This window comes from Nocardia sp. NPDC051052, from assembly GCF_044456045.1.
Taxonomy (GTDB): domain Bacteria; phylum Actinomycetota; class Actinomycetes; order Mycobacteriales; family Mycobacteriaceae; genus Nocardia.
In genome coordinates, this window is record NZ_JBITFL010000001.1 from 411,916 (window position 1) to 436,404 (window position 24,489).

Below are 24,489 nucleotides of genomic sequence, written 5' to 3' on the forward strand. Positions count from 1 at the left end.
ATACGAGATCAAGGAGATCGACGATGATGAAGCTGCCGAGACGGTTGGTGGTCACCGCATGCGCGCTGACGGGGACGACCGAGTGGGTGGTGCGTCGTTCGGGCGCGCGATACTTCCTGCCGGAGGTCTTGGTCCCTCGGTTCGCGAACCTCGCGGGCGTCGACCGCGCTGTGTTCGCCGCGCAGCTCGCGGGGGCTCGCTCGTTCGCCGACGAACGGTGGGCCGGGTATTGGGAGCGGATCGCCGCCGCGCACATGGCAGCGGCTGACGGTGCGCTGGCGGCTCTCGCGGCGCGGCCACCGACCCTCGGCGGCCTGCTCGACATCGATCGCGCGAGCCAGGTGCTCGGTCCGCTGCTCGCGCCCGCGGCGGCCTTCCTCGCCGATCGCGGGCCGCAGGCTGGACCCGACGACGTAGCGAATTTCCGCCGAATCCATGCCGGGGCGGGTGAACTCGAGGAGGGACAGTCGGCCGCGGCGGTCATCGCCATCGATGCGATCGTCAAGGCGATGGCCTACTACCTCGTTGCCTGCTGGCCGGGCCGTTCGCCCGCCCGCATGCGGGCATACGCGATATCGCAACAACTGGCCCGCCTGCTGGTCGCGGCGCTCGCCCCCGGCCTCGGGCTGGCCTTCGAATCGATGGAGATCCCGGTGGGCGGCGAGATCGTCAGGGCCAGCGCGGTTTTCCCGTCCGGCGAGCACCGCTGCGCGACTATGTTGGCGACGAACGGGCTCGACGGCACGATGCAGGAACTGCTGCTGCCCCTGCTGAAGTACTGCGGCGCGGACCTCGGCGTAGTCGTCATGGAGATGCCGGGAACATACTCTTATTCGGAGCCGATGTCGGTCGAGTCCGAGCGGGTCTACCGGGCGGTGATAGACCATCTCCGCTCCCATCCTCGGGTGGACGGCGGCCGGATCGGCATGTTCGGGATGAGTTTCGGCGGATACTGGTCGGCTCGGATGGCCGCCGTCGACCGCCGACTGCGGTGCGCCATCGCGGCCGGTACGCCGACCCACCGGAGCTTCGGGCCCACCGGATTGGTCGGCGCCCCCGCGGTCATGGTGGACGCCATGCGGCAGGTCGTCGGCGCGGGCAGCACGCTCGGTATCGGCCGCAAGCTACCGGCATTGTCACTGCGCCGCTTCTACTCTCGGATCGCGATCCCACTGTTTGTCGTCAACGGTGCGGCCGACACACTCGTCGACCCGCACGACTCGGTCGAGTTGGCCGCCGCGGCACCGCACGGCATCCTTCGCCTCTACGCGGGCGACGACCATTGCGCGATAAGTCATTACGCCGATTGGCTGGACGTCGCCATGGCATGGGCGCGGCGCCGGCTCGACGTGGATCACTCACGGTATGCGCAACCCGTCGAAGGTCACGCTGCTGACGAAGGCCGCGTTCTGTTCCGGGCTCAGATTTCGGCTGGTGAAGCAGCGCAGTAGCAATGTGTTGGTCAGGAAGGCGGCGATCTCGACGGCAGGGCGGTCGTCGGCGAATACGCCGCTGTCCTGCCCGTGCTGGATGACGGGGGCCAGCAGCGCGGGAAAGTTCAGTTCCCGCTTGATCGAGATGAGCCCGTCCGGTTCGGCGTAGGTGTCGTGGGCGACCGCGGCCATCAACGCGTCCATGAAGGGGCGCTCCTCGTCGACCAGGCGGGCACAGCGCAGGTAGTGATTTCGCACGATGGTGACATCGTCGTGGCCGAGCGCGGTGTCGTCGGCGATGCCCTCACCCAGCGTGGCGTGCGCCGATTTCAACGCACCGATGATCAGGTGAGCTTTCGTCGGAAAGATCCGGCGCGCGGCGTCCAACGGAACGCGGGCATCGGCGGCGATGGCCGCGATGGTGGTCATGAAATAGCCGCGTTTGGTGAATTCGCTACGCGCTGCCTCCAGCAGCGCTGCCCGCGGCTCGCTCGGCAGCACCGAGGGCCGGCCGGGCGTGGTGCCGAGCGCGGTGAGCGCGTCGTCGATATGTGAGTGGCTTTGCGAACTATCCACCGCGGCGTTCAGCACGGCGAGTACGGCGTCGGCGACCAGCTCGGCCGAGACCGCCTGTGGCTCAGCACGATGGCGGATGAGAAAGCCATCCAGTAGCGCCGTCAGCACCACGCAGAAGCTGTTGGCGGTGAGCGGTTTTCGGAAGGTCGCGCCGGTGTGGGCGAAGAGGACCTCGAAGATCTGAAGAATCAGCGCGTCGCTGCGACGGTAAGTGGCGCGCATCGTTCCCGGCGTGCGTCGGCTGGATGAGCCGAAGGCCATCGCGAGCAGTCGCCGAGTGGTGAACGCGTCGTTGAACGCGGCATCGAAATGCGTCAGAATCAGCGCGCGCACCGCGCGTCTGCGATCGCCGCCATGGGCATCGAGCGCCGACCGCGTCAACGCCCGCAGGTCCGATGGCGCACCGGGCGCGTCGTCGGCGAGCTGGTCGAGGACCTCGGCCAGGTAGCGCGATTTCGTGCTGAACTTCCGATAGAACGTGGCGTGTGAGGAATTCGCGATGTTGATGGCGTCTTCGCTGCGTAAGCCGCCGTCGAGCAGTTTCTCCGGTTGCTCGACCAGTAGCCGGATGCCCGCCTGCACGAGATCGAGAGCCGCTTGGTCGTCAGTATTGATTTGCTACTCCTACCCCCCGGGTAGGCCCGGCTCGCTCCCCGGCGAGATCCCTTCGCTCACTTGATCCCGTCTCCCGACCCGGTCGTTACGCCGGCGATGAGACAGGGTGGTCTCAGCTGAGACCGGGTCGTCCTTCTTGCGGAGTGTCCCGGCAGTCGCCTGGCGATTGAATAGGGGCACATCATCTATACCGGTGCGGGAGTTCGGGACTCCGGCGTTGACGGCGAAGGAACATCCAATGAGTGTCACAGTCGACGGCCCGAACGAACAGCCCGGTGCGGGGGCGGCCGATCATCCCGGGTGTCCGGCGCTGAGCGCCCGCGAGCTCGAAGTGTTACTGGCCTGGTTGCGGTGTGATACGAAGGTGGAAGTAGGTCGGCGACTCTACATTTCGCTCGGCACCGTCAACACGTATCTGTCCAGGGTGCGGGAGAAGTACGTAGCCGTTGGCAGGCCTGCCCCGACCAAGGCGGCGCTGGTTGCCCGGCTGCTGCAGGACGGGCTCATCGATATCGCGGAGCTCTGAGGTACGCCGCCCGTCGCTCGGTGGCGGCGCCATCGTTCCCGACCTGCTACGTCGGTCCCGGGCGACACCGCCGCTGACGTCGCCCGGCTGCCGCGCTCGGTTATTTTTGGCGTTCGGCCCGATACAACGCGGCGGCCGCGTTGGTCCGCGCGCGGGCTTCGATGTGCTCGACGTGTGCGCACGGTTCCGGATTCCTCAGGTTCGGCAGGATGAACACCAGTGGCCAGACCAGCGCCAGATAGAAGACCGAACTGAGCAGGACGGCGGCGCCCGCGTTCTCCGGTTTGAACGACACACCGTGCCGTTTCCGGTAATACAGCCGGGCGACCACGACACCGGTGATCGCGTACGCGAACAGAATTATCCACGGGATAAACGATGCATCCATGTTATTTGCTTCTTTCGACGATAATAGTCGGGCATTTCTGCGGAAATCGTGCTCGTCCGACGGTGTCATCGATCAAGGGTGCTGTCTGTCTGCCGAACGCCGGACAGCATCGTCGCGTTTCGGGGCGAGCAGGGGGACCGGCGTCATTCAGTCGAATGACAAGCAGCGCAACGGTATTGCCCGTTTGGTAGCCCGAGTCGATGATGTTGTCATGACCAGTGCTGTTCCACTGGATACGCCCGATACCCGCGGGCTGATCAACGCCCAAGCCGAACGGGTCGCGCGCCACCTTGCCCAAGACACGATCGCGTGGGGCCACATCGCGGTGGCCGCCATGGATCCGCTCTGCTGGGACGACGGTGTTGCCGCCGTCGTCGACACGATGGATGCCGAGCCTGCGGAACTGCGCGATGAACTACTGAACAGTATTCGCGCACAACCGTTCATGAGCGTCTCCCGCACCGACGTGCCTGCGGCCGGTGACTGGACCGCTGGCGAATTCCTCTGTGCTGCCGCTCGATTCGAACCTCGGGTCGGCCGGATCCTGGCGGCGCATGGATTCGAACCGGAGGTCGCGACGTCAGCGATCGCGGCGCAGGCATTGCCGCGACAGTCGTGTACCGCGGCGGCCACGCAGGTTCTCGTCGCCGCGCACCGGCGGGCGTCCCGTAACGGTGACGACCGTATCGGTCCCATCCATGTGTGGTGTGAACTGACCTCGCCGGAGCTCGAAGGAGCTGCGGCGCATGGCGTTCTGGCGATACTCGGCCTCGATGTCGCCCCGCTGCACCGGCTCGTGCACGAGCTGCTCGAGCCAGCTCGGGCCGGGTCGGGCCGGGCAGTGAGCGCACCTGTCTGGGATACCGAATTGCGCGGCCGCCTCGAGGCCGCGTCGACCGTCGCGCGGATCGACGGCCGCCCGATCGACACCGCGGAACTGTTGATGGCCGCGGCCCCCGTACAGACCGAGCTCGACCGCGTACTGCACAAGCTCGGCGCGACCCCCGCCCAGATCGCCAGCGCCTACCGCAATTTACGGCGCGGCGCCGTCGCGGCCGCCGACCGGTTCGTGCCGACTTCACCGCTGGGCTCGAGGCCGGCCCTCGACACGCCACTGCCGGTGCTGCCCGAGGTCGCCTGGCTGGTCTCGCTGGGTGCGCTCGGGGGGATGGCCCGCGCCACGATCTTCCGATCCGACGGCACCCCGTTGGCCGACGGCTACGCCGGGCGGCTGTACCAACTGCTGTGGCTGTGGCTGGTCGCGTGTGCGATCTGCTGTGTGTATCTCGCGCATACCGCGGCGCACTGGAACTTCTGGCCGCTGGTTGCGGTATACGCGGTGACCTACCGCCCAAGTTTCATCGGCTTTCGGATCTGGGTCCCGCTCACGGTCGCCGCGTGCCTGACCGTGCCGTGGCCCCTTGCCGTCGTCTGTTCGGTGAACGCGGTGGTCTCGATCATGCTGCTGTGGGTCGAGTTGCAGATCCGGCGCAACGATTCCGGAAATCCGAACCTGCGCTACACCGACATCGTGCAGGACGCCTTCGGTCTCTTTCGCGCACCGAGCGCGCGAGCGAGGCTGGCGAGCCGCGAGTGGCGAAAGCTGATCGATGGCTGACCTCGATCGCGACGAGGAAGTCGTCGACTGGTTGCGCACCCGCAACACCATCGCCTTCGAAAACATGATCACCCTGACCGGTGTGCTGCGGACCACCTTCTGGGATCCGACCCGCTTCAGGACCGCCGTACGCGGCTACGCCGACGCGCGCCGAGTCAACCATGCCCACCGGACCGTCGCTCGCACCGCGGGCGCTGCCGGTCGGATCGGTGACTTCCTTCCCGACGTCGTCGCGGTCAACGCGGCGATCGACCGCCGCAGGTGGTCGGGCCGAGTGGTGGTCGCCGCGGTGTCGGTACTCATCGGCTGGGGATTGGGCTGGCCGCTTCAGCAAGTCGCGGTCGTCGGCGCGGCGACGCTGTTCCTCGGATCGATCGACGCGGTCGCGGTTGCCTTGGGGATCGCGGCACTGGTGATCCACTGGCAGAGCTGGGCGTCCGTCGGCGCGTTGCTCGTTGTCCAACATGCCGCGGCGCTGGTGCTGAAATCGCCTGCGCGTCTTGGACTCTTCTTGCCGACGCCGTACGCGGCGCCGGTCATGACACGCCGCGCCCGGCTGCGCCACCCGCACCGCTGGTCGACAGTTTCGGTCGCGGTCGAGTCGGCCTTCGCACAGGATCCGCACGTCGCGCTGCGGTTTATCGAGGCGAGTGGGGCGCTGCCGCAGATCGACGCGGCCGCCGTACTGGCCGCGAAAGCCGTTGCGCTCGTGCGGGTTCGGCAGGTGACCGAGGCGCTGATGCTGGTCGAACAGGCACGGCAGGCGGCCGCGGGTTCGCCGCGAGTAGTGGCGTTGATCCATCTCGCCGATGGTGAGGTGATGTTCGCGGCGGGGAGAATGGAAGACGCGCTGAGCGCGTTCGAATCGGCGGCGCGCACCGCGCTCGGGCGCGACGGGTGCGCGATCCGTCTGCATGCCCGCCGTCGCAGGGTCGCGCTGCTGGTCGATCTGGACGAATGGGCGCGGGCATACGACGAGTTGCTGCTGCTGCGGTGCGACGGTCTCCAGCGCCGCGAAGGGTACGACGTGAACTGGACCGAGCTGATCCTCGTCCGGATGATGTTGCGGGTCGACAATATCGAAGGAATCCGGCGTACCAGGTGGTACGCGCTGAAGCCCGACAACCGCAATGTCGCACTGAACTGGACCTCGGATGACCACATCGCGGCCCATCTGCTGATGGCGGTCTGCGCGCTGCACTACGACGATCCGGAGCAGGCGGATGCCGAAGTGGCGCAGGCGTTGGTGCGGCTGGCGGACCATCCGAACAGTGCGTTCACCGTCCAGGCGTACTACCTGTGGACGCTCGTGGGTGACCCGCTGGAGGTGCCGATCGATGAGTTGCTCGCCCGGATCTTCGCGGCGATTCGCGAGGGACAGCGGCTCCGGTTTCGGCTGCCCGCGAGCGTATGGCGCAACGAGTGGGCGGAATCCATGGAGACCGTGTACGGCCTCGGGCTCGAGATCGCCGCGCACGCCGACGATCAGGTCGCCGTGGCCGAGATCATCGAAATCATTCGCGCACAGCCGATTCCGACCCGCCGCGACGAATCCGATCATCGGGGTTCGGCGTCGCGCCTGCTCCTGGAGGCGGCATTGCGATACCGGGCCGCCAGCACGATGCCGAGTTCGGCGGACGCGGACGCGATGGTCTCGGGTGACGGCGCGATCCTCGGGGCCGATCTGATCGAACCACCGCCCACGTTGCGCATCGGCGGCGTGTCCTGGGGTGGTCCTCCCGAATTTCCGGCGATCGACCTCGAAACCTGCTTGGGCTCTTTCGCTGCGGAGTCGGTCTGGTATCTCGGCGGTGCGGTCGTCGAGGGGGCGTTGTGGATATCGCTGCGCGAGCCGAGCGGCCGATGGAGTTTCGTCCGCCACGACCTATCCGGCATCGCAGGCTCGGCCGTCGCGGCGTTGCTTGATGTGATCCCTGATGTGGCAAGGGTGTCCGGCGCGGACGGCGGTGCGGTGCTGCGCGCCGCGACAGCGAGTGTGCTCGGTCGGTGGCAGTCGCGGCGGCCGGACAATGCCGAGATCCGATTGCTCGGTCCGATTGCGGAGTTGCTCTTGCCTGTCCGGCTGCGGCGTGCGCTGGCCAAGCGCCGCGGTCGGCGGATGGTGGTGGTGACCGGGTTCGTCGGCGTCCTGACCGCGATTCCCGTTGCCGGACTGCCGCTCTCCGGAACCGTGTCGTCGGCGGGGGATGCGTTGCGTGTCATAGATTCCGCGGACCTCATCCACCCGCCGCCGTGGGCGGCAGTGCATGCGAACATCCGGTTCGGTGACCCTCGCGCGGTGCCGGCCACGGGGGTGGTGGCGCCGCTGCGGCTCGCGGTGGTCTCACCGGATCCCGCTTCGCCGCTCGCGGAAGCGACTGTTCCTTCAGGAGCACAGGTGCCGTTGGTCGGCAGTGTCGACCGGCAGCAGGTGGCCAGGGAACTCGGTCGAATCGGCTACGGCGCGCCGGCGACCGCGCTGTTCGTCTGTCACGGGGTCGCGGGCGCACCGGGTCAGCCCGCCACCGGTGGTCTGCGCTTCGCCGACGGCGTGCTGGAGGTGCGCGACCTGATCACCTTCCGCGGATCGGTGCCGAGGTACGCGATGCCGGAGCGGGTCATCGCATCAGCCTGCGAAAGTCTGGGGGCAGATTTCAGCTGGGGTAACGATATTCGAGCCGAAGACAATGCGGGCCGGTTCGATATTCGCGCGAACCCGGAATGGATCGGATTTCCGATCGGCTGCCTGGCCGCGGGGGCGCGCCATGTCATCGCAACCCGCTACTGCCTGCCCGCCGATGCCGAGACCGACGACATCGACCACCTGCTCGCCGCCGAACTGAGCACGTCGGCCGCGCCATGGACCGTGGTCGGCGATATGCAACGCGGTCGATTGCACGCGGCGCGTAGCGGCGAAAAGGTCAGGCCGTTGATCTGGTTGAGCTACGGCTACTACGGCTTCGGTTCGGGACAACTTTTCTGACCGCGCTAGACGAGTTGGTCGAGGGCGATTTCGAAGGCCGTGCTCGCTACGTTCGTGGTGCGGTCCGAGCGGGCGTGGCAACGGTCGAGGGCGGTGGCGATGGTGGTGGAGATGTCGCCGAAGATCGCCTCGTCCGATACCTCGACATCGCCCTGCATCAGTAGCGCGAAAGCGCGGGCCATGCCGCAGTTGGCGATGAAGTCCGGGACTACCGCGACGCTCTTGTCGGCGTGCTCGTAGATCGGGCCGTAGAAGATCTCGGAGTCGGCGAAGGGGACATTGGCGCCGCTGGCGATCACTTCCAATCCGTTCGACGTCAGCCGATCGATCTGGTCATGGGTGACCAGCCGGGACGCCGCGCACGGCAGGAACACCTCGGCGCCGAGATTCCAGATGCGGTCGTTGATCTCGTCGAACGGCAGCGCGCCGTCGGCGTGCAGTGCGTTACCTTGCTTGGCCAAGAACAACTCTCGGGTTTCTTCCAGGGTGTACCCGGCCTGATTGAGTACACCGCCGTCGCGATCGATGATGCCGACGATCCGGGCACCGGCCTGCGCCGCGTAGTAGGCGGCGGCCGCGCCGACATTGCCCCAGCCCTGGACGATCACCCGTTTCCCGGCGAGTTCGCCGCCGTAGATCCGGTAGAAATGGCGGACCGATTCGGCGACGCCCCAGCCGGTGATCAGGTCCGCGACAGTGTATTTGCCATGGGGATTCGGGGTGAAGCGCCGATCTTCGACCACCTTCGCCGCGCCGAGCCGCAGCTGGCCGACCCGCTGGACGAGTTCCCGATCGTCGGTGCCGTAGTGCCCGTTGACCACACCTTGCTGCGGGTGCCACAGCCCGTACCGTTCGGTGATCGGCACCACCTCGGCCATCTCGTCGACATTGAGATCGCCGCCGGTGCCGTAATAGGCCCGCAGCAGCGGCGTGACCGCCCGATACCATCGGCTGAGCACCTCGCCTTTGCGGGGATCGCGCGGGTCGAAATCGATCCCCGATTTCGCGCCGCCGATCGCGGGCCCGGAGACGGTGAACTTGATTTCCATGGTTTTCGCCAGCGATTCGACCTCATTGCGATCGAGTCCGCGGCGCATCCGCGTCCCGCCGCCCGCCGCTCCGCCGCGCAACGAGTTGATCACCACCCAGCCCTTGGCGGTGGTCTCGGAATCCTGCCACTCGAACACGATCTCGGGTGCCTTATCCTCGAACTGGGCAAGCAGGTTCTTCATGCGCGTGTTCCTCACCGTTCGGAATGTGCCGTCGACCAACCAAAGGGACGGGCGCCCGTTGTGTCAGCCACTGTGTATTCCCGACGATTTCCACGCAACCTGCCTAGTGGCTTCCGCGCAACCTGCGCAGAATGCCTGCCGTAATTGGACTGTGATGAGACAAGATGCCTAGTTGCCAGCAGTGCAATCATGCCAGCACGGAGCCGGGCGCGCGCGGAATGATTCGTCCGCCTTCAGCACCGCCGTGGCGGCGGGTAGCTCGCCCCCGGTTCGATTTTCTTAGCAGTGCGAAGTGCCGACGCGAGGCCCCCGGCAGTAGGGGCTCGCACAATCATCGGGCGGCCCGTAGCTTGAAAAATGGTTGCGGGTCTTGCACATACCGACTCTCTGGGAGCGGCGGGCCTCGGGAGTGCCACTCGGCGACGGCCTCTCTGGGCGCACGTTCAGTTGTGCGCTGGCCCGCTTTGCTCTTGGGAGGTAGCAAGACATGGTACGAGTGCATCGTTCCCCGCCCGATTGCGCTGCGGCAAGCCGTAATCGGCGTCGCGTGCGGTACATACAGCAACGCGGCGGACGTCGATGATGACCACCCTCGAGAAAGCCGCCCCAACCTCCCAGTCCGGACTGGACGCCAAATTTGTTGTACGACAGACGCATCCGAATCTGCGCGAGGCCGACCGCCTGGCGGTGACGCTGCCGACGACACTCGGGCTGGTCGAAAGCTGATTTTACTGACGGGGGCCGTTGGGCGGTAATCCTGCCTTTCGGCATTGGGGAGCATGAGCACGCGTCGCCGCACTTCGTGTCGGCCGATGTTGCCATGCCGTAATAGGGATCCACAGAGAGTTAAGGAGGGCGGTCGTGGTAGGTCAGGCCGTTGAGATAATGCCGAGTGCATGGCTCCGTCATGAACCTTCGGCCGGTAAGTCCACCGAAGTGGTCGAGGTCATGGTGGCCGAAGAGTTCGAGTTGTCCAGAGTAGCGCTGGCGGCCCTGCTCAGGCAAAGCAAAAAAATCGATGTGATCGGCGCGGCGGGCGATAGCGATGACGCATTGGAACTCGCCTCGCGGCTTCGGCCGGCTGTCGTAGTTGTCGGGTCGGAGAGCGGCCAGACAGGCGCCGTCGGGGTCGCGGAGAAGCTGGCGGAAATTCCTGGATGCCGGACCATTTTGCTCGGTATGCGGTTCGACCGTGCCGTCGTTCGCCGGGCCTTCGCGGGACCGATCGCCGGTCTGGTGCAGAAGGACGTTCCCACTCGCCAGCTATTCGACGCGATTTACCAGGTTTATCGAGGTCAGCGGGTCTTCGATCCGGATCTGACGGTCGCGGCCATGCAGAATGGTGACTGCCCGCTGAGCCCGCGCGAGATCACGGTACTGGAGTGCGCGGCGCTCGGTGATACCGTCGCCGAAATTGCCGCATGCTGCAATCTCTCGGAAGGAACGGTCCGGAACTACCTTTCCTCCACCGTCGCGAAGCTTGGCGCGCGCAACCGGATCGATGCGGTCCGGGTCGCGCTCGAGGCGTCCTGGATATGTGCTCAATGACCTCGTCCTAGCGGTCCCTGGATCGCAGGTACTACCGATCGCTTGCTTGGTTCGAATCGTCCGTAGCTGCAGCGGTGTCGAGATATGGCGTGTCATGCGGTGATTATTTTCGAATAGTCGCAATGTGCATTCTTCACGACGGTCATATGTAATGTTCACTTACTATCATCAAGTGATTTTTTGTATTGCCAGATGTTCGAAACGGCTGTTAGAGTTGAAGGCGCCAGCATCGCCGGCGGTACTCACCAGATGTTTCATACTCCTGAATTTACCGTCGACACATTTAATTGTATCGGTCCTGCAGCGGGGAGGATTATTCGGAAGTCGCTCGAGTCGGACCTATCGTGAATCCGAAATCCGACGGATATTCGCGTCTTTCATGATGGTTCCGGATCTCACGTAGCGCTTCGGCCCGGCTCGCCCCGGGTGACGATGAGATGACTGCGGCTGCTTTGTGATTCGTGCTGAGCCGATGGCATGCCGATAGCTGTGCGGAAGACGGCGTTGCGACGCCTGCTGCTCGGTCTCGACGGGCAGAATTGCTTTAAGGAGTACTTGTGCAGGTAAATGTCAAAGAGTCGGTCAAATTCGTGCGCTGGCCCGCGGAAAGGGATATCCGCGAGCAGTGCAAGGCAGGCCAGCATCTCTGCCTCCTGATAGTCGAGCACGGCGCGCAGCCGCCGGAGCAGTTGAGCCTCAATGAGGACTGGGTACGCCCGCCTATCGGTTCGGACGATCTATATGCTCGCGTTCGTCAGCTGGCCGCCCGCGCGGTGCTCAATTCGAAGCCGTTACTCGACCCGGCCGGTATTCTCTATTACAAGGACGCTTCCGTCACGCTCTCCATGACGCAATGCGAAATGGTGGCACCGCTGATCTCACGCTACGGCAATCTCGTCTACCGCAGTGAACTGCGGCAGATACTCGAACATTCGGGTGCCAGCTCGTCCAGCAATGCGCTCGACCTTCATGTCATGCGATTGCGCCGCCGCCTGCAATTAATTGATCTCGCGGTGCGGAATATCTGGGGTCGCGGTTTCGTCGTAGAGCCCGCCTAGCCGCTGGTCGGCGGCGTCCGGGCCCGGCCTGACAGACTCGAGAAAGAATGAAGTGCGTTGCCACGCCTGCGGCGTATTCTCTTGTATCAAACGTGATGAAATACGCGCCGGAGGCTGAGCGAAGTTGAATACAGTTTCGGATTTCTTCGAATCCACGGTTGCCGAGTCGGCTGATACTCCGGCGGTCATCTTCGGGGAGACCGTCGTCGATTATTCGGAGTTGAACGCCCGCGCGAACCGGCTCGCTCGGCGCCTGATCGCGGCCGGCGTCGGGCCGGACGCATTGGTCGCCATCGCGGTGCCGCGATCGACCCGGCTGATCGTCGCGGTGCTCGCGGTGCTGAAGGCGGGCGGCGCGTACCTGCCGCTCGACCCGAGCTATCCGGCCGAGCGGCTCGCGCACATGATCGGGGACGCGCGCCCGGTCCTCTTGCTGCGGACCGAGGATGTCACCGCACTGCAACTCCACGTGCCGGAGATGGTGCTCGGCGCACCGCGATTCGAGGCGATGTGCGAGCGCGAACGCGGCGAAAACGTCACTGCGAGCGAGCGTCTGGCGCTACTGACGCCAGCTCATCTGATGTACGTCATCTACACCTCCGGTTCGACCGGCGTCCCCAAGGGAGTCGCGGTCAGCCACGCCGGCGTCGCGGATCTGGTCGCCACCCAAGCGCGGGTGTTCGATGTCGAACGCGGCGACCGAGTGCTGCAATGGGCGTCGTTCAGCTTCGACGCCTGGTTCTGGGACTTCACGCTGGCGTTGCTGCGTGGCGCGACGCTGGTGATGGCCGATGCGGACGCGTTGCTGCCCGGCGATTCGTTACGCGAAACCTTGCTGAAGTACGACGTGAAACACGCGGTCCTGCCGCCGGTCGCGCTGGGCAGCACCGACAGCGCGGGGCTGCTGCTCGGCGGCACGATCACCTCCACCGGCGATGTGTGCACCGGGTCGCTGGCCGAGGCGTGGTCCAAGGGCAGGCGCTTGTTCAACGGCTACGGTCCGACCGAGGTGACCGTCGGTGCGGCGGTCGGCGGCCCGATCGACGGCGTCCAGGCGGAGGTGACCATCGGATCGCCGTGGGACGGCGGCGTGGTGTACGTGCTCGACGAACTGGTTGGCGCCTGCGGCGATGGCGACGAGGGCGAGTTGTACTTGGCCGGAACCGGATTGGCGCGCGGTTACCTGAACCGGCCCGGCCTGACCGCGGCTCGGTTCGTCGCCGATCCGTACGGCGCGCCGGGCAGCAGAATGTATCGGTCGGGCGATCGAGGCAGACACGAAACCGACGGCGAATTCTATTTCACCGGCCGGATCGATCATCAGGTGAAGGTCCGCGGCTTCCGTATCGAACTGGGCGAGGTAGAAGCGCGGCTGGCCGGCCACCCGGCGGTGGAGATCGTCGTCGTGGTCGTCAGCGGTGCCGATGTCGCTACCGCGAATGTCGCCGCCTACGTCAAAACCTCGGCACGCCACGCTGTTACCGAGGCGCAGTTGCGCGAACACGCCCGCCGGACGCTGCCCGAACACATGGTTCCGTCGACGTTCGTGCTGCTCGAGCAGTTTCCCACGCTCTTGAACGGGAAGATCGATCGCAAGGCCCTCGCTGAGCGGTCCGCGCGTCCGGCGGCCGAGACGCCACCATTCGCCGCCTCCGTCGCGAACGAGCCGAAATCCAACGAACAGCTGCTGTGCGAGCTGGTGATGGAGACGCTGCAGATCAGCGGCGTGACGCCACAGGACAACTTCTTCGATCTGGGCGGCCACTCGGTGCTTGCCGCGAAACTGGCCAGTCGGATGCGCAAAGAGCTCGGCGTGCACGTGTCGATGCGGGCGATGTTCGCGGCGGCGAGCTTGGCCGAGCTGGCGCGGCTGATGGAGCAGGCGGAGCCGGTCCGCGCGTGATTCTCGATATCAATTCATAGACAAAGGATCTGGAGGGCCGCGGGAATGTGCGGTATTGCAGGGTGGGTTTCGTTCGACTCTGATCTGACTCGCCGGTCGGAGGTGATCGACGCGATGACCGAGACCATGGCCTGCCGGGGACCCGATGGGCGGGGCACCTTCGTGCGGACGCATGTCGGGCTCGGGCATCGACGGCTGGCGGTGATCGATCTGCCGGGTGGGGCGCAACCGATGACCGTGGCTACGCCGAATGGCGATGTCGCGCTGGTGTATTCGGGCGAGACGTACAACTTTCTGCAGTTGCGCAACCGGCTTGCGGCGCTGGGGCACAGCTTCACCACCGACAGTGATACCGAGGTGGTGTTGCGGGCGTACCTGCAGTGGGGCGACGGGCTGGTCGATGAGCTCAACGGGATGTACGCGTTCGCGATCTGGGACCAGCGTGACGAAAAGCTGGTGATGGTGCGGGATCGCATGGGGGTCAAGCCTTTCTACTACTATCCGACGCCGGACGGTGTGCTGTTCGGGTCGGAGCCGAAGGCGATCCTGGCGAATCCGCTGGCGCGCAAGGCCGTCGAACTCGAGGGTCTGCGGGAGGTGTTCGCGTACACGAAGCCGCCGGGCTGGGCGCTGTGGAAGGGGATGGCGGAGGTGCTCCCCGGCACCGTGCTGACGGTGGACCGCAAGGGCATTCGCAAGCGCACCTATTGGAAGCTGACCCCGGCCGAGCATCATGACAGTCTGACCGACACGGTGGATCGCGTGCGCCACCTATTGACCGACACCGTGCGACGGCAGCTGATTTCGGATGTGCCGCAAGGCGTCCTACTCTCGGGCGGATTGGACTCCAGCGCCATCACCGGCCTGGCGGCGCACGAACTGGCGCGCAGGGGGGAGCGGGTGCGCACGTTCTCGGTCGACTTCATCGACCAGGAGAAGAACTTCGTGCCCGACGAGATGCACGACACCCCGGATTCGCCGTACGTGCGGGACGTGGCCACGCTCGTGCAATCGGTGCATCAGGATGTCGTGCTCAATCCCGCTGAGCTGTCCGATGTTTCGGTGCGCCACGCGGTGATCGGGGCCCGCGATATCCCGGTCACCTTCGGCGACCTGGACAGCTCGCTGTATCTATTGTTCCGGGCGATCCGTGAGCATTCGACGGTCGCGCTGTCGGGGGAGTCGGCCGACGAGGTGTTCGGCGGCTACAGCTGGTTCCATGACGACAGCGTGCACGCGAAGACGTTCCCGTGGCTGCCCGCCTTCCGGCAGTATCTCGGCAGCGCGGACTCGATCCTGCGCCCCGAGTTGCGCGAGCGCGTGCGATTGGACGACTACATCGCCGACCAATACGCCACCGCCATCGCGGAGGTCGAGCACCTGGACGGCGAATCCGAGGTCGAGTACCGGATGCGCACGATCTGTCACCTGAGCCTGACTCGGTTCGTGCGGCAGTTGCTGGACCGTAAGGATCGGATGTCGATGGCGGTCGGGTTGGAGGTGCGGGTGCCGTTCTGCGACCATCGGCTCGTCGAGTACATGTACAACGTTCCGTGGTCGATGAAGTCCTTCGACGGCCGAGAGAAGAGCCTGCTGCGGCACGCCGCCAAGCATGTGTTGCCCGGGTCGGTGGTGGAGCGGGTGAAGAGCGCGTTCCCGTCCACGCAGGACGCGACCTATATCGGTAGCCTGCAACAGCAGATGAAAGAGCGCCTGGCCGAACCTGATTCGCCGATCTTCACGCTGGCCGATCGGGAGCGGGTAGAGCATGCGGTCGCACTGGACCCGGCACGGATGCCCTTTCCCACCCGGGCCGGCTTGGAGCGCACGATCGCCCTAGCCGTCTGGCTCGAACTGAACTCCCCGGAACTGCTGCTGTGAGCTAGCCGACGTGAAGAAGCGGCCCTCGGGTCGAGATTCCTTGTCCGGCACCAGGAATTCTCGACCGAGGGCCGCTTCGCTTTGGGTAGTAGGCCGGCTCAGTAGGCCGGGTCCCGTTTCATCAGGCCCACCGCCGTAAGCACACGTGAGCCGCCGATGAACGCGGATGCCAGCAGCATCTGAGCGGCACTGAATCCGGTCGGCAAACTGAGGATCGTTGTCCGTGCGGTGTCGGGATCGCTGTGCGGACCGAACAGCCGAAAAACCGGCGGCACCTGGGAGCCCCACCAGAGGTGAAATGCCAATCGCGGATTCAGGAAGACCTCCGGACGCCACGGCGAGCAGCCGAGCACCTTCGCGAAGTCGATCATGTAGCGGGGGTAGTGCACCAGCGTCCGCAGCTCGGGATTGCCGAAGAAGACCTCGTTCTCGTACGCGGCCTGCCGCTCGATGTGGCCGAGTAGGCGGATGCGGTCCGGCAGCTGGAGTTTGCCACTGCACAGCAGGGCGAAGTAGCGGCTCTGCATTTCGGAGCAGGCCGGCACGCCGCCGGTACCGGGCCGGGCCCATCCGATGAAAACTATGCCGGTGCCGAGATCGGGATGGATCATATGCTTGTACATTCTGCGCACGTCGTCGATGCGCACGTCCTGCACCAGACTGAAATCCTCGACGTATCCGGTGTTCAAGACGATGGTGTCGATAGGTTCCCGGTGACCGTCCTTGAAGAGCACATAATCCTTGCCGAGGCGTTCGATGCCGGAGGCATTCACGGCCAGCGTGCCGTCGACGACCCGATGGATGAATGCTTCGTTCTTGGTATAGAAATGATTGAAGAAGTGTTTGTTCTTCGAATTCCAATCGGCCACCGCCCTGGTGATGGCCGTCTTGCCGTACCTTTTACCCAGTTGGGCCCCTACGCGCTGCAACGCGGTGGCGGCCGGTAACGGTACCGAATTCAACACGTAGGACGTGTAGGTGTCATTTGTGAAGCTTCGGGAACCTGGATACCTGGCGACGACAGGCTGATAGCGTCGCACGGACAGCGTGCAGCTCGTCGCTACCTGGGCGACCTCGTTCACGACATCCGCGGCCGTTTCGCCGATGCCAACGCAGAGGATTCTCTTTCCGCGAAATCGTTCGGCATTGCGGTAATAGGCCGAGTGCACGATCTCGCCGGTGAAGTCGTCCTGACCAGGGAGGTCGACGTAATTCGGGATCCGGTGGGTGCCGGTGGAGACGACTACCGCATCGAACTGGTGTGCAGTCCGCGCCGCCGGGTCGTCGACCGGCGCGACCTCGACCGTATAGCCGCCGCTGTCATTCTTCGATACGCTCGAGACATCCGTTCGGTAGCGGATGGTCGAATCGACGCCGAATTTCTTGGCGAAATCCGTCAGATATTGCCGATATTCGGCCGCGGACCAATATCGACGTTCGTCATGCTGCGGCGGAAAGCTGGAGAAAGTCATCATGTAATTGGAGATGGTCAGCATCGTCGAGTCGTAGGCGCCCATCTCGTCGGGGCCGATTCCCGAACGGAATACCCCACCGAGTTCGGTGCTACGGTCGAAGCAGGTCACCGTGTGGTTTTCATCCAATAGCTCTTTCACCGCGACCAAGCCGGAGGGACCGGCACCGATTACACAGACGTTCTTTCTCATTACTCAATGTTTTCAGGTGAGCCCGGCGACTGCGCGGACTCTTGCCAATTTCTTTCCATCAGGTGCCTGCTTATCAGCGGCGCGCGAAGTGCACCGGGAGGCTGTCGCAGCCGTAGATGAAATTCGAATAGAGGGGGCGGGGTGCCCCGCGCAGTTCCATCCGCGCGACGCCGGCCACCAGGGCACCCAGCAGCACCCGCAGTTCCGCCCGGCCGAGGAAGGCGCCCAGGCAGAAGTGCGGGCCGTGGCCGAGCGAGAGGTGCTTGTTGGGGGAGCGCGACAGCAGGAAACGGCGTGGTTGTGCGAAGACCGATTCGTCATTGTTGGCGGAGACGTTCCACAACGTGACGATGTCGCCCTCGCGCACCGTGGTGCCACCGATATCCAGGTCCTGCACCGCGGTGCGCGCGACGTGCAGCGGCGGCGTCGTCCAGCGCAGCACCTCCTCCACCGCCGAGTCGACGGTGACGTCGCCGGCCCGCAGCGCGTGCCACTGGTCGGGGTTCTCGATCAACGCGAGCACCGCTCCGATCGCCGATACCCGGGACGTTTCGTCGCCGCCGAGAATGAGGCTGTAGCAGTTGACCGCGATCTCCGCCACGGTGAGCGGCCGGTCATCGACGACCGCGGTGGCGAGCATGCTGATCACGTCGCTGCCCGGGTCGTCCCGCCGGTCCTGGGTCAATTCCATGAGGTAGAGCAGTATTTCGTTGCGGGCGCCGAGTGCGTCGAGTTCGGTGCTGTCGGCCCGATCCGACGACAACGCCATCTTGTTCCAGCGCAGCAGATCCGCGCGGTCCGCGGTCGGAATGGACAGCAGATCGCAGATCGTGTTCATCGGAATGTGGTCGGCGACCTCGGCGGCGAAGTCGAAACTGTCCAGCCCGGCGACCGTCGACAACAGCTCGGTGGTGCGATGCCTGACCTTCTCGACCACCTCGCCGAGCACCCGCGGCGTGAACGCGCGGTGCAGGACGGTGCGCAGCCTGCGGTGGTGTGCACCATCGGTGACCGCGAGCATGCTGCCGCCCGCCGAGTCGTCGCCGCGCAGTACGACATCGAGGACATTGCCCCGGACCGAACTCAGCGCGGGGTTGCTGTACGAGGACTGAACGTCGGAATAGCGGGACACCACCCAGAATCCGGGTTTCCGGTCGGTGGGGTCGTGCCAGTAGACCGGGTGTGCCACCCGTGCTCGACGCCAGAATTCATGGACGTCGTTGCGGAGGAAGGCCGCCGGATCGGTGAGGTCCAGCGAACGAACGTCGACCGTGAGCTGACTCATTGTTCCTCTATTTCCACCGAATGCTGGCTCGCCGCACCGGGATTCGGCGGATAGCGGGCGCTGATCAATGCACTTGCCTTGGGACCGCGGGCGAAGAAATATCCGGTGCTGTCGACTTTTCGGCCGGTCCAGCGGTCCACCAGCACCGGGTCTGCCTCCGAGCCCGTCGCGGCGTCGACCAGGATGAGGCTGCGATCCTGCGGCGCCAGTAGATGATTCCCCCATGCCGCCATGGCCAGGATGATCGGGCGCAGCGAACGACCGAGATCGGTGAGCCGATAGTTCCGGTCCCTCGGATTCGCGGAGCCGTGCTCGGTTTCGAGTAACCCCTTCGCTATCAGAGCGGCCATCCGAGCCAGCAGGACGTCGGCAGGCGTCGCCAGATTCCGACCGATCGACTCGAATCCAGTGTGCCCGTCGAACATCTCGTGCAGGATCTCCAGGGTCCACCAGGGGCCGATCGTCTGGGCCGTGCGCGCGAGCGGGCAATCGGGGATGCGCGGTGTCGGCCCGGCCGCCGCGCGCCCGGTGCCGGCCAATTCGCTACTCACCGTCGACTCCGGACACCGGGTCGACCGCCAGTGACCAGTACCGCCGCATTCCGTACAGCAGCGGACTCGATGACCGAACCACCGGTGATTGCACCCCGAACACCTCCCCGAAGACCACCATGTGGTCGCCGATGGACAGCGTGTCGCGGACCCGGCAGTCCGCGATCGTATGCGCGTCTTCGATCAGGTGCGGCACCCCGGACTCCGGCTCCCGGGCCCACGCGACCCGCTCGAATCGGTCCGCCACCGGCGAGGCGAACAGGCTCGCCGCTGATTCGGCCCGGTCGTGCAACAGGTTGACGGCGAAGGCGGACGATCGAAGCAGCGCGGCCAGCGTCGGGCTTTCCGCGCGCAGGCACACCAGCAGGGTCGGCGGTTCCAGCGCCACGCTGCATATCGACGAACAGGTCATCCCCCACGGCCTGCCATCCGGTCCCGCGGTGGTCACCACGGCGACCCCGGCTGGATGCGCCGTCATCAGGGACCTGAACTGCGCCGCGTCGACCGGCGTGCGCAGCAGTGTGTCCGGTACCGGATCCCGCATGGTGAGCTACCTCCTCTTGACCGCGGCGGTGATCACGAACGGATCCCGTGCCGCTGCCCGTCGCCGCATTCGTCGACGAATTCCACCAGCCGTTGCACCCCGAGCTCGAGCTGTGCCGGATCGACGCAATAGGCGATTCTGATCAGGTGCCGCGCCCACGGTGCGTAGCCGAAGGAACGGAGCCGACCTCGATCGTCGAGGTCGGGCCGCATGGCGAAGCCGTTGCCCGCCACCACCGCGACACCGGTGCGCGCGAGCAGCCGCATCGCGAACGTTTCGGCGTCGAGCCCGGTCCGGCCCACGTCGAGCATCGCGTACCACCCGCCCGCGGGCAGTTCGCTGAGCAACCCCGCCTCGATCAGCGGCGACAGTGCCACATCCCGGTTGCGCTGCACCAGCTTTCGATTGGTCGCCGCCGCGTCGGCCCGGCCGCGCAGCGCGGCGATCCCGGCATGCTGCACCGGCGTCGACGTGCCGATGACATTGGCCTCCTGGACGACCTTCATGACATCCGCGGCCCGGTCGTTGGCCAGCGCGAGGTAACCGAGCCGATAACCGGTCATCGCAAAGCTTTTGGAGAAGGTGAAGACGCTGTGCACGATGCGCTCGTCCACCGGGACGTCGCGTTCGAGCGAAGCGACCGAGACGTGCTCGTCCTCGTAGCAGAAGTGCTCGTAGGCTTCGTCGCTGATGACGCGCCAGCCCCGCCTGCGGGCCAAGTCGAGCACGGCGGCCAGCACCTCGGGATCGAGGGTGACGCCGGACGGGTTGGCCGGTGAGTTCAGCAGCAGCACTCGGGTGCGTGGCGTCGCGACGGCCGCGATCGCCTCGGGATCGGGCCGGAAGTCCGGCCCGAGCGGATACAGCACCGGCCGGAAACCCGCGAGCAGGCTTTGCTGCAGGTGCACGGGCCAATGCAGTTCCGGCAGCAGGATTTCGGCGCCGGGCTCGGCGAGCGACTGCATCAGGGCGGCCAGGCCCTGACAGGAACCGGGGGAGATCAGCACCCGGGAAAACTCGGTGTCCAGTGCGTTGTCGGAGCGTAGTTTGTCCACCACCGCCTCGCGCAGCGGGGACAGGCCTTCCGGGCCGGTGTACTTGGTGTCGCCGCGGCGAACGGCATCGATGAACGCCTCGGCGACCGCATCGGAGGGGTGGAAGTACGGCTCACCGACGTGCAGCTTCACCACCTCGGTGCCGGTCCGTTCCTCTTGAGCCTGCGCGGCTCGGAAGATGTCGTGCAGACACGACGACGGAATCGATCCAGCGACGGAGAAGATATCTGGACTCACGCTCGTACCACCTGTATTCGTCGAATTGTCATCGGAGTCAACCGTTTTCACGCCGTGCGACCGCCGTCGACCGGGATCAGTGCGCCGGTCACCCAGCTCGACATATCCGGGTCTAGCAGCAAGCACACCCACCGGCCGAGCTCGGTGCTGTCACCGAGGCGTCCCATCGGCGTGGACGAGAGCAGGTCGGTGCGGAGCTGGTCGGTCGCGGCCTCGCTCAGACCGGTCTCGGTCCACATCGGGGTGTCCACCGGCCCGGGGAGGATGGCGTTCACCCGCACGTCCGGTGCGAGTTCCCGGGCCAGCGAACGAGTCAGGCTGTTCATGGCCGCTTTGGTCGCGCCGTAGTAGGCGCGGCCCGGCATGGACAGCACCCCGCCGACCGACGAAATGTTGACCACGCTGCCATGATTGGCGCGCAGCTGCGGTAGCGCGCAGCGGATCAGGTCGGCGGGCGCCCGGACATTGACGGCGAACATCGCGTCGAACTGCGCGGGGTCGATCTCCGCCAGCCTGCCGAACCGGGCCGAGCCCGCGTTGTTGACCACCGCGTCGAGCCCGCCGAAGCGTTCGGTCGCCGCCGTGATGATCCGTTCGGCGGCACCGGGTGCGCAGATGTCGTGCACCAGCACCGCGGCCGCGTCTCCGTATCGATCCGCCAGCTCCCGCAGCGGCACGGCGCGGCGCCCGACCATCGTCACGTTGGCGCCCGACTTCAGCAGGCATTCGGTGATACCCCGGCCGATACCGGTGGCCGCACCGGTGACCACGATCGACTTACCATCCAGAGTCATTGCGGCAACCCGCTTTCCGCGAGCGTCGCGATGATGTCGCCGATCAGTTCGGTCGAGTCCGTGAGCGACTGGAAATGGCCACCCGGCCAGGCCCGCAGGCCGAATCGGCCGGTACCGACCGCGGCCCACGCGACGACCCGCGCGCTATCCACCAGGGGATCCTCGATGTTGTAGTAGCAGCGGACCCGGCAGCGCAGCGGTTCGGGGTGCGGCGCGGGCCGATAGGTCTCGTGGAGCGCGATGTCGGACCGGAGCACCGGTAGCAGCAGCTCACGCAGCTCAGCATTGTCGGCGACGTCCGCGTCGATTCCGCCGAGATCCCGGAGGGCTGACCACAATTCGTCGTCGGTAGCCCGATGGGTGGCCCCGCCACCGGCCTGCCACGGCGCGGCCGCGCCCGAAACGAACAGGCAATCCGCCGGTGTTCCGTTGTTCTGCAACACTTTCGCGGTCTCGTAGGCGACTACGGCACCCAGGCTGTGCCCGAACAGGGCGCAACGAGCCGGATCCAGTCGCGCCAGTTCCCCGGCGACCGACGATGCCATCTCCGCTACGCTGCCCGCCGGCGCCGCGGCGATCCGATCGGCGTGACCGGGATATTGCACGGCAATCAGTTGAAAACCCGCGGGCATCGCCGAGGCCCAAGCGCGATAGGTTGCCGCCGAGCCACCGGAGTATGGAAAGCACACCAACCGGATAGCGGGGTTCACCACGCTGTTGAGGGCCCGCACCCACCCGCGGTCGCGGGTTCGTACCTGGTTCATGTCACCGAGAGTCGCACGCCGAACCCGGTGACGTACCAGTATCTTTCGTCTCTCCGTCACCCCGCGCCGGAGCCGGATCGGGTCCTCGGCGCCGTCGACGCGACGGCCCGGCCGCACATTTCTGTCGCAGCTCTGTTGGGGCTCGGTACGCCGTCGAGGCCTGTGCCCGACGCTGAAGGCACGTAACCGAGGAGGACACATGCTGGACGGGTTCGTACCGTGGCCACCCGACTTTGCCGAGCGTTACCGCAGTGCGGGCTATTGGAACGGTATCTCGCTCGGGCAGCTGCTCGCCGACAGTGCCCGCCGCCGCCCGGACAAGGTCGCGGCGGTGGATGCGACCCGTCGGGTCAGCTACGCGGAACTCGTCGACGAGGCGGATCGAATCGCGGCGGGCCTGCTCGAGCTGGGCATCGGCCGGCGCGACCGGGTGGTGCTGCACCTGCCCAATGTGGTCGATTTCCTCTCCACTATCTTCGCGCTGTTCACCATCGGTGCGATTCCGGTGATGGCACTGCCCGGTCATCGCCGCGACGAGATCGTCCATCTCGCGCGCCAATCGGCCGCGGTGGCGTATATCGCCCCGGATCGGTTCCAGGGTTTCGATTATCGAGCGCTTGCCCGCGAGGTTCGCGATGCGGTCCCTGGTCTACGGCATATCGTGATCGCGGGCGAGGCAGCGGAATTCACGCCGCTGTCCGAGATCGCCCGAGCCGCGGCGCGCGAACTGCCGCCGGTCGACGCGTCCGAGGTGGCGCTGCTGTTGCTGTCCGGCGGCACGACCGGGGTGCCGAAGCTGATTCCCCGGACCCATGACGACTACGCGTACAACATCTTCCAGTGCGCCAGGGTCGCCGAATTCGACAGCGGCGGTGTGTATCTCGCCGCGAACCCGGTGCCGCACAATGCCGCGCTCGGCTGCCCCGGCGCGCTCGGCGCGTTGCTCGTCGGCGGAAAGGCCGTGCTGGCCGCCAATCCCAGTCCGGACCATGTCTTTCCGCTGATCGAGCAGGAGGGGGTCACCCTCACGGCGCTGGTGCCCACGTTGGCCCTGCTGTGGGCGGAGGCCGCGCAGCACACCCCCATCGACATGAGCGCGATGACCATGCAGGTTGGCAGCTCGAAATTCGGGCAGACGGCCGCGGCTCGGGTCAGCGTGAGTCTCGGGTGCCGCATCATGAACTGGTTCGGCGTCGGCGAGGGCCTGCTCACCCATACCCGCCTCGACGACCCGCCGGAGATCGTCTTCGGCACCGAGGGCAAACCACTCTCGCCCGCCGACGAGATCCGCATCGTGGACGCCGACGATCACCCGGTGGCGCCCGGCGGAATCGGCGAGTTGCTCACCCGCGGCCCCTATACGATCCGGGGCTACTTCGCCGCGCCGGAAGTCAATCGCCGCGCGTTCACCGAGGACGGATTCTTCCGCACCGGCGACCTGGCCCGGCTGACCGACGCGGGGCACATTGTCATCGAAGGTCGGCTGAAAGACATCATTCACCATGGGGGAGAGAAGGTTTCGGCCGAGGAGATCGAAGGCCACGTGCTGGCGCACGGGCTGGTCCGCGATGCCGCGGTGGTCGGCATCCCCGACGATGATCTCGGCGAACGCCTCTGCGTCTTCGTCGTTGTCGGTGGGGACGGCGCGGCGACGCAGGTCTCGCTGCGGACGGTTCGAGAGCATTTCCGCGATCGTGGTCTGGCGCCGTACAAGCTGCCCGATGAGCTGATCATCGTGCCCGAACTGCCTCGCACGCCGGTGGGAAAGATCGACAAGAACGCACTGCGTGCTGGACAACTGCAGTCTCGCTGAACGGAAATCAGATGAGGAGGG

The 24,489-nt window shown here is 65.8% G+C and carries 20 protein-coding genes; 10 read left to right on the plus strand and 10 right to left on the minus strand.

The features are described from left to right. The first annotated feature begins 23 nt into the window (after positions 1-23). On the plus strand, positions 24-1,451 hold the full coding sequence (locus tag ACIBCN_RS01750) for an alpha/beta hydrolase family protein (RefSeq protein WP_396989544.1): 1,428 nt from the start codon (positions 24-26) through the stop codon (positions 1,449-1,451). Here the strand turns inward: ACIBCN_RS01750 and ACIBCN_RS01755 are convergent. Continuing rightward, complete coding sequence (locus ACIBCN_RS01755) at positions 1,359-2,591, minus strand: TetR family transcriptional regulator (RefSeq protein WP_396989545.1); 1,233 nt, start codon at positions 2,589-2,591, stop codon at positions 1,359-1,361. The genes ACIBCN_RS01750 and ACIBCN_RS01755 overlap by 93 nt on opposite strands. Before the next feature lie 271 nt (positions 2,592-2,862). Here ACIBCN_RS01755 and ACIBCN_RS01760 point away from each other — a divergent pair, with 271 nt between their 5' ends. Next, the gene (locus ACIBCN_RS01760) at positions 2,863-3,150 is read left to right on the plus strand and encodes a helix-turn-helix transcriptional regulator (RefSeq protein ID WP_396989546.1); all 288 of its coding nucleotides are present in this window, start codon (positions 2,863-2,865) and stop codon (positions 3,148-3,150) included. Between the two features lie 100 nt (positions 3,151-3,250). On the opposite strand, the gene ACIBCN_RS01765 is transcribed toward ACIBCN_RS01760, so the two are convergent. Continuing rightward, positions 3,251-3,538, minus strand: a complete 288-nt coding sequence (locus ACIBCN_RS01765; protein ID WP_396989547.1) for a hypothetical protein — start codon at positions 3,536-3,538, stop codon at positions 3,251-3,253. Between the two features lie 211 nt (positions 3,539-3,749). Here ACIBCN_RS01765 and ACIBCN_RS01770 point away from each other — a divergent pair, with 211 nt between their 5' ends. Together ACIBCN_RS01770 and ACIBCN_RS01775 are read left to right on the plus strand one after the other, a co-directional pair. Continuing rightward, complete coding sequence (locus ACIBCN_RS01770; RefSeq protein ID WP_396989548.1) at positions 3,750-5,156, plus strand: hypothetical protein; 1,407 nt, start codon at positions 3,750-3,752, stop codon at positions 5,154-5,156. Beyond that, positions 5,149-8,139 carry a hypothetical protein gene (locus tag ACIBCN_RS01775; RefSeq protein WP_396989549.1) on the plus strand — a complete coding sequence of 997 codons (2,991 nt, stop codon included), beginning with the start codon at positions 5,149-5,151 and terminating at the stop codon, positions 8,137-8,139. Before ACIBCN_RS01770 ends, ACIBCN_RS01775 begins: the two co-directional genes overlap by 8 nt. Positions 8,140-8,144: 5 nt before the next feature. On the opposite strand, the gene ACIBCN_RS01780 is transcribed toward ACIBCN_RS01775, so the two are convergent. Beyond that, a complete protein-coding gene (locus tag ACIBCN_RS01780) occupies positions 8,145-9,371 on the minus strand; it encodes a Glu/Leu/Phe/Val dehydrogenase dimerization domain-containing protein (protein WP_396989550.1) in 1,227 nt (408 codons plus the stop codon). A gap of 579 nt (positions 9,372-9,950) precedes the next feature. On the opposite strand from ACIBCN_RS01780, the gene ACIBCN_RS01785 reads away from it, so the two are divergent. The 5 genes from ACIBCN_RS01785 to asnB all read left to right on the plus strand — a co-directional run bounded on the left by ACIBCN_RS01785 (position 9,951) and on the right by asnB (position 15,761). Continuing rightward, on the plus strand, positions 9,951-10,097 hold the full coding sequence (locus tag ACIBCN_RS01785; RefSeq protein WP_396989551.1) for a hypothetical protein: 147 nt from the start codon (positions 9,951-9,953) through the stop codon (positions 10,095-10,097). Between the two features lie 135 nt (positions 10,098-10,232). Next, entirely contained in the window at positions 10,233-10,919 is a 687-nt protein-coding gene (locus ACIBCN_RS01790) for a response regulator transcription factor (RefSeq protein ID WP_396989552.1), read from the plus strand. Positions 10,920-11,476: 557 nt separating this feature from the next. Continuing rightward, complete coding sequence (locus ACIBCN_RS01795; RefSeq protein WP_396989553.1) at positions 11,477-11,977, plus strand: winged helix-turn-helix domain-containing protein; 501 nt, start codon at positions 11,477-11,479, stop codon at positions 11,975-11,977. Positions 11,978-12,101: 124 nt separating this feature from the next. After that, a complete protein-coding gene (locus ACIBCN_RS01800; protein ID WP_396989554.1) occupies positions 12,102-13,880 on the plus strand; it encodes a non-ribosomal peptide synthetase in 1,779 nt (592 codons plus the stop codon). A 45-nt stretch (positions 13,881-13,925) separates the two neighbouring features. Next, positions 13,926-15,761 carry an asparagine synthase (glutamine-hydrolyzing) gene (asnB, locus tag ACIBCN_RS01805; RefSeq protein ID WP_396989555.1) on the plus strand — a complete coding sequence of 612 codons (1,836 nt, stop codon included), beginning with the start codon at positions 13,926-13,928 and terminating at the stop codon, positions 15,759-15,761. A gap of 98 nt (positions 15,762-15,859) precedes the next feature. Here the strand turns inward: asnB and ACIBCN_RS01810 are convergent, their stop codons facing one another. From ACIBCN_RS01810 to ACIBCN_RS01840, 7 genes are all read right to left on the minus strand, one after another. After that, positions 15,860-17,425, minus strand: a complete 1,566-nt coding sequence (locus ACIBCN_RS01810) for a flavin-containing monooxygenase (protein ID WP_396989556.1) — start codon at positions 17,423-17,425, stop codon at positions 15,860-15,862. Positions 17,426-17,498: 73 nt separating this feature from the next. Beyond that, complete coding sequence (locus tag ACIBCN_RS01815; protein ID WP_396989557.1) at positions 17,499-18,710, minus strand: cytochrome P450; 1,212 nt, start codon at positions 18,708-18,710, stop codon at positions 17,499-17,501. Beyond that, positions 18,707-19,261: a winged helix-turn-helix transcriptional regulator gene (locus ACIBCN_RS01820; protein WP_396989558.1), complete on the minus strand. Its 555-nt coding sequence runs from the start codon at positions 19,259-19,261 to the stop codon at positions 18,707-18,709. Before ACIBCN_RS01820 ends, ACIBCN_RS01815 begins: the two co-directional genes overlap by 4 nt. Beyond that, the gene (locus ACIBCN_RS01825; protein WP_396989559.1) at positions 19,254-19,805 is read right to left on the minus strand and encodes a flavin reductase family protein; all 552 of its coding nucleotides are present in this window, start codon (positions 19,803-19,805) and stop codon (positions 19,254-19,256) included. Before ACIBCN_RS01825 ends, ACIBCN_RS01820 begins: the two co-directional genes overlap by 8 nt. A 32-nt stretch (positions 19,806-19,837) precedes the next feature. After that, positions 19,838-21,097, minus strand: coding sequence for a pyridoxal phosphate-dependent aminotransferase (locus ACIBCN_RS01830; protein ID WP_396989560.1), 1,260 nt, complete (start codon positions 21,095-21,097; stop codon positions 19,838-19,840). Between the two features lie 47 nt (positions 21,098-21,144). Continuing rightward, the gene (locus tag ACIBCN_RS01835; RefSeq protein WP_396989561.1) at positions 21,145-21,891 is read right to left on the minus strand and encodes an SDR family NAD(P)-dependent oxidoreductase; all 747 of its coding nucleotides are present in this window, start codon (positions 21,889-21,891) and stop codon (positions 21,145-21,147) included. After that, complete coding sequence (locus ACIBCN_RS01840) at positions 21,888-22,655, minus strand: thioesterase II family protein (RefSeq protein ID WP_396989562.1); 768 nt, start codon at positions 22,653-22,655, stop codon at positions 21,888-21,890. Before ACIBCN_RS01840 ends, ACIBCN_RS01835 begins: the two co-directional genes overlap by 4 nt. Positions 22,656-22,854: 199 nt before the next feature. On the opposite strand from ACIBCN_RS01840, the gene ACIBCN_RS01845 reads away from it, so the two are divergent. Next, positions 22,855-24,468 (plus strand): (2,3-dihydroxybenzoyl)adenylate synthase, encoded by a 1,614-nt coding sequence (locus tag ACIBCN_RS01845; RefSeq protein ID WP_396989563.1) that lies wholly within the window; start codon positions 22,855-22,857, stop codon positions 24,466-24,468. Positions 24,469-24,489 lie beyond the last annotated feature (21 nt).

What these genes read in the sequence shown, in the direction of transcription:
- ACIBCN_RS01750 (WP_396989544.1), top strand. Translation starts at nt 24, where the DNA reads ATGATGAAGCTGCCGAGACGGTTGGTGGTCACCGCATGCGCGCTGACG.
- ACIBCN_RS01760 (WP_396989546.1), top strand. Translation starts at nt 2,863, where the DNA reads ATGAGTGTCACAGTCGACGGCCCGAACGAACAGCCCGGTGCGGGGGCG.
- ACIBCN_RS01765 (WP_396989547.1), bottom strand. Translation starts at nt 3,538, where the DNA reads ATGGATGCATCGTTTATCCCGTGGATAATTCTGTTCGCGTACGCGATC.
- ACIBCN_RS01770 (WP_396989548.1), top strand. Translation starts at nt 3,750, where the DNA reads ATGACCAGTGCTGTTCCACTGGATACGCCCGATACCCGCGGGCTGATC.
- ACIBCN_RS01775 (WP_396989549.1), top strand. Translation starts at nt 5,149, where the DNA reads ATGGCTGACCTCGATCGCGACGAGGAAGTCGTCGACTGGTTGCGCACC.
- ACIBCN_RS01780 (WP_396989550.1), bottom strand. Translation starts at nt 9,371, where the DNA reads ATGAAGAACCTGCTTGCCCAGTTCGAGGATAAGGCACCCGAGATCGTG.
- ACIBCN_RS01785 (WP_396989551.1), top strand. Translation starts at nt 9,951, where the DNA reads ATGATGACCACCCTCGAGAAAGCCGCCCCAACCTCCCAGTCCGGACTG.
- asnB (WP_396989555.1), top strand. Translation starts at nt 13,926, where the DNA reads ATGTGCGGTATTGCAGGGTGGGTTTCGTTCGACTCTGATCTGACTCGC.
- ACIBCN_RS01810 (WP_396989556.1), bottom strand. Translation starts at nt 17,425, where the DNA reads ATGAGAAAGAACGTCTGTGTAATCGGTGCCGGTCCCTCCGGCTTGGTC.
- ACIBCN_RS01815 (WP_396989557.1), bottom strand. Translation starts at nt 18,710, where the DNA reads ATGAGTCAGCTCACGGTCGACGTTCGTTCGCTGGACCTCACCGATCCG.
- ACIBCN_RS01825 (WP_396989559.1), bottom strand. Translation starts at nt 19,805, where the DNA reads ATGCGGGATCCGGTACCGGACACACTGCTGCGCACGCCGGTCGACGCG.
- ACIBCN_RS01835 (WP_396989561.1), bottom strand. Translation starts at nt 21,891, where the DNA reads ATGACTCTGGATGGTAAGTCGATCGTGGTCACCGGTGCGGCCACCGGT.
- ACIBCN_RS01840 (WP_396989562.1), bottom strand. Translation starts at nt 22,655, where the DNA reads ATGAACCAGGTACGAACCCGCGACCGCGGGTGGGTGCGGGCCCTCAAC.
- ACIBCN_RS01845 (WP_396989563.1), top strand. Translation starts at nt 22,855, where the DNA reads ATGCTGGACGGGTTCGTACCGTGGCCACCCGACTTTGCCGAGCGTTAC.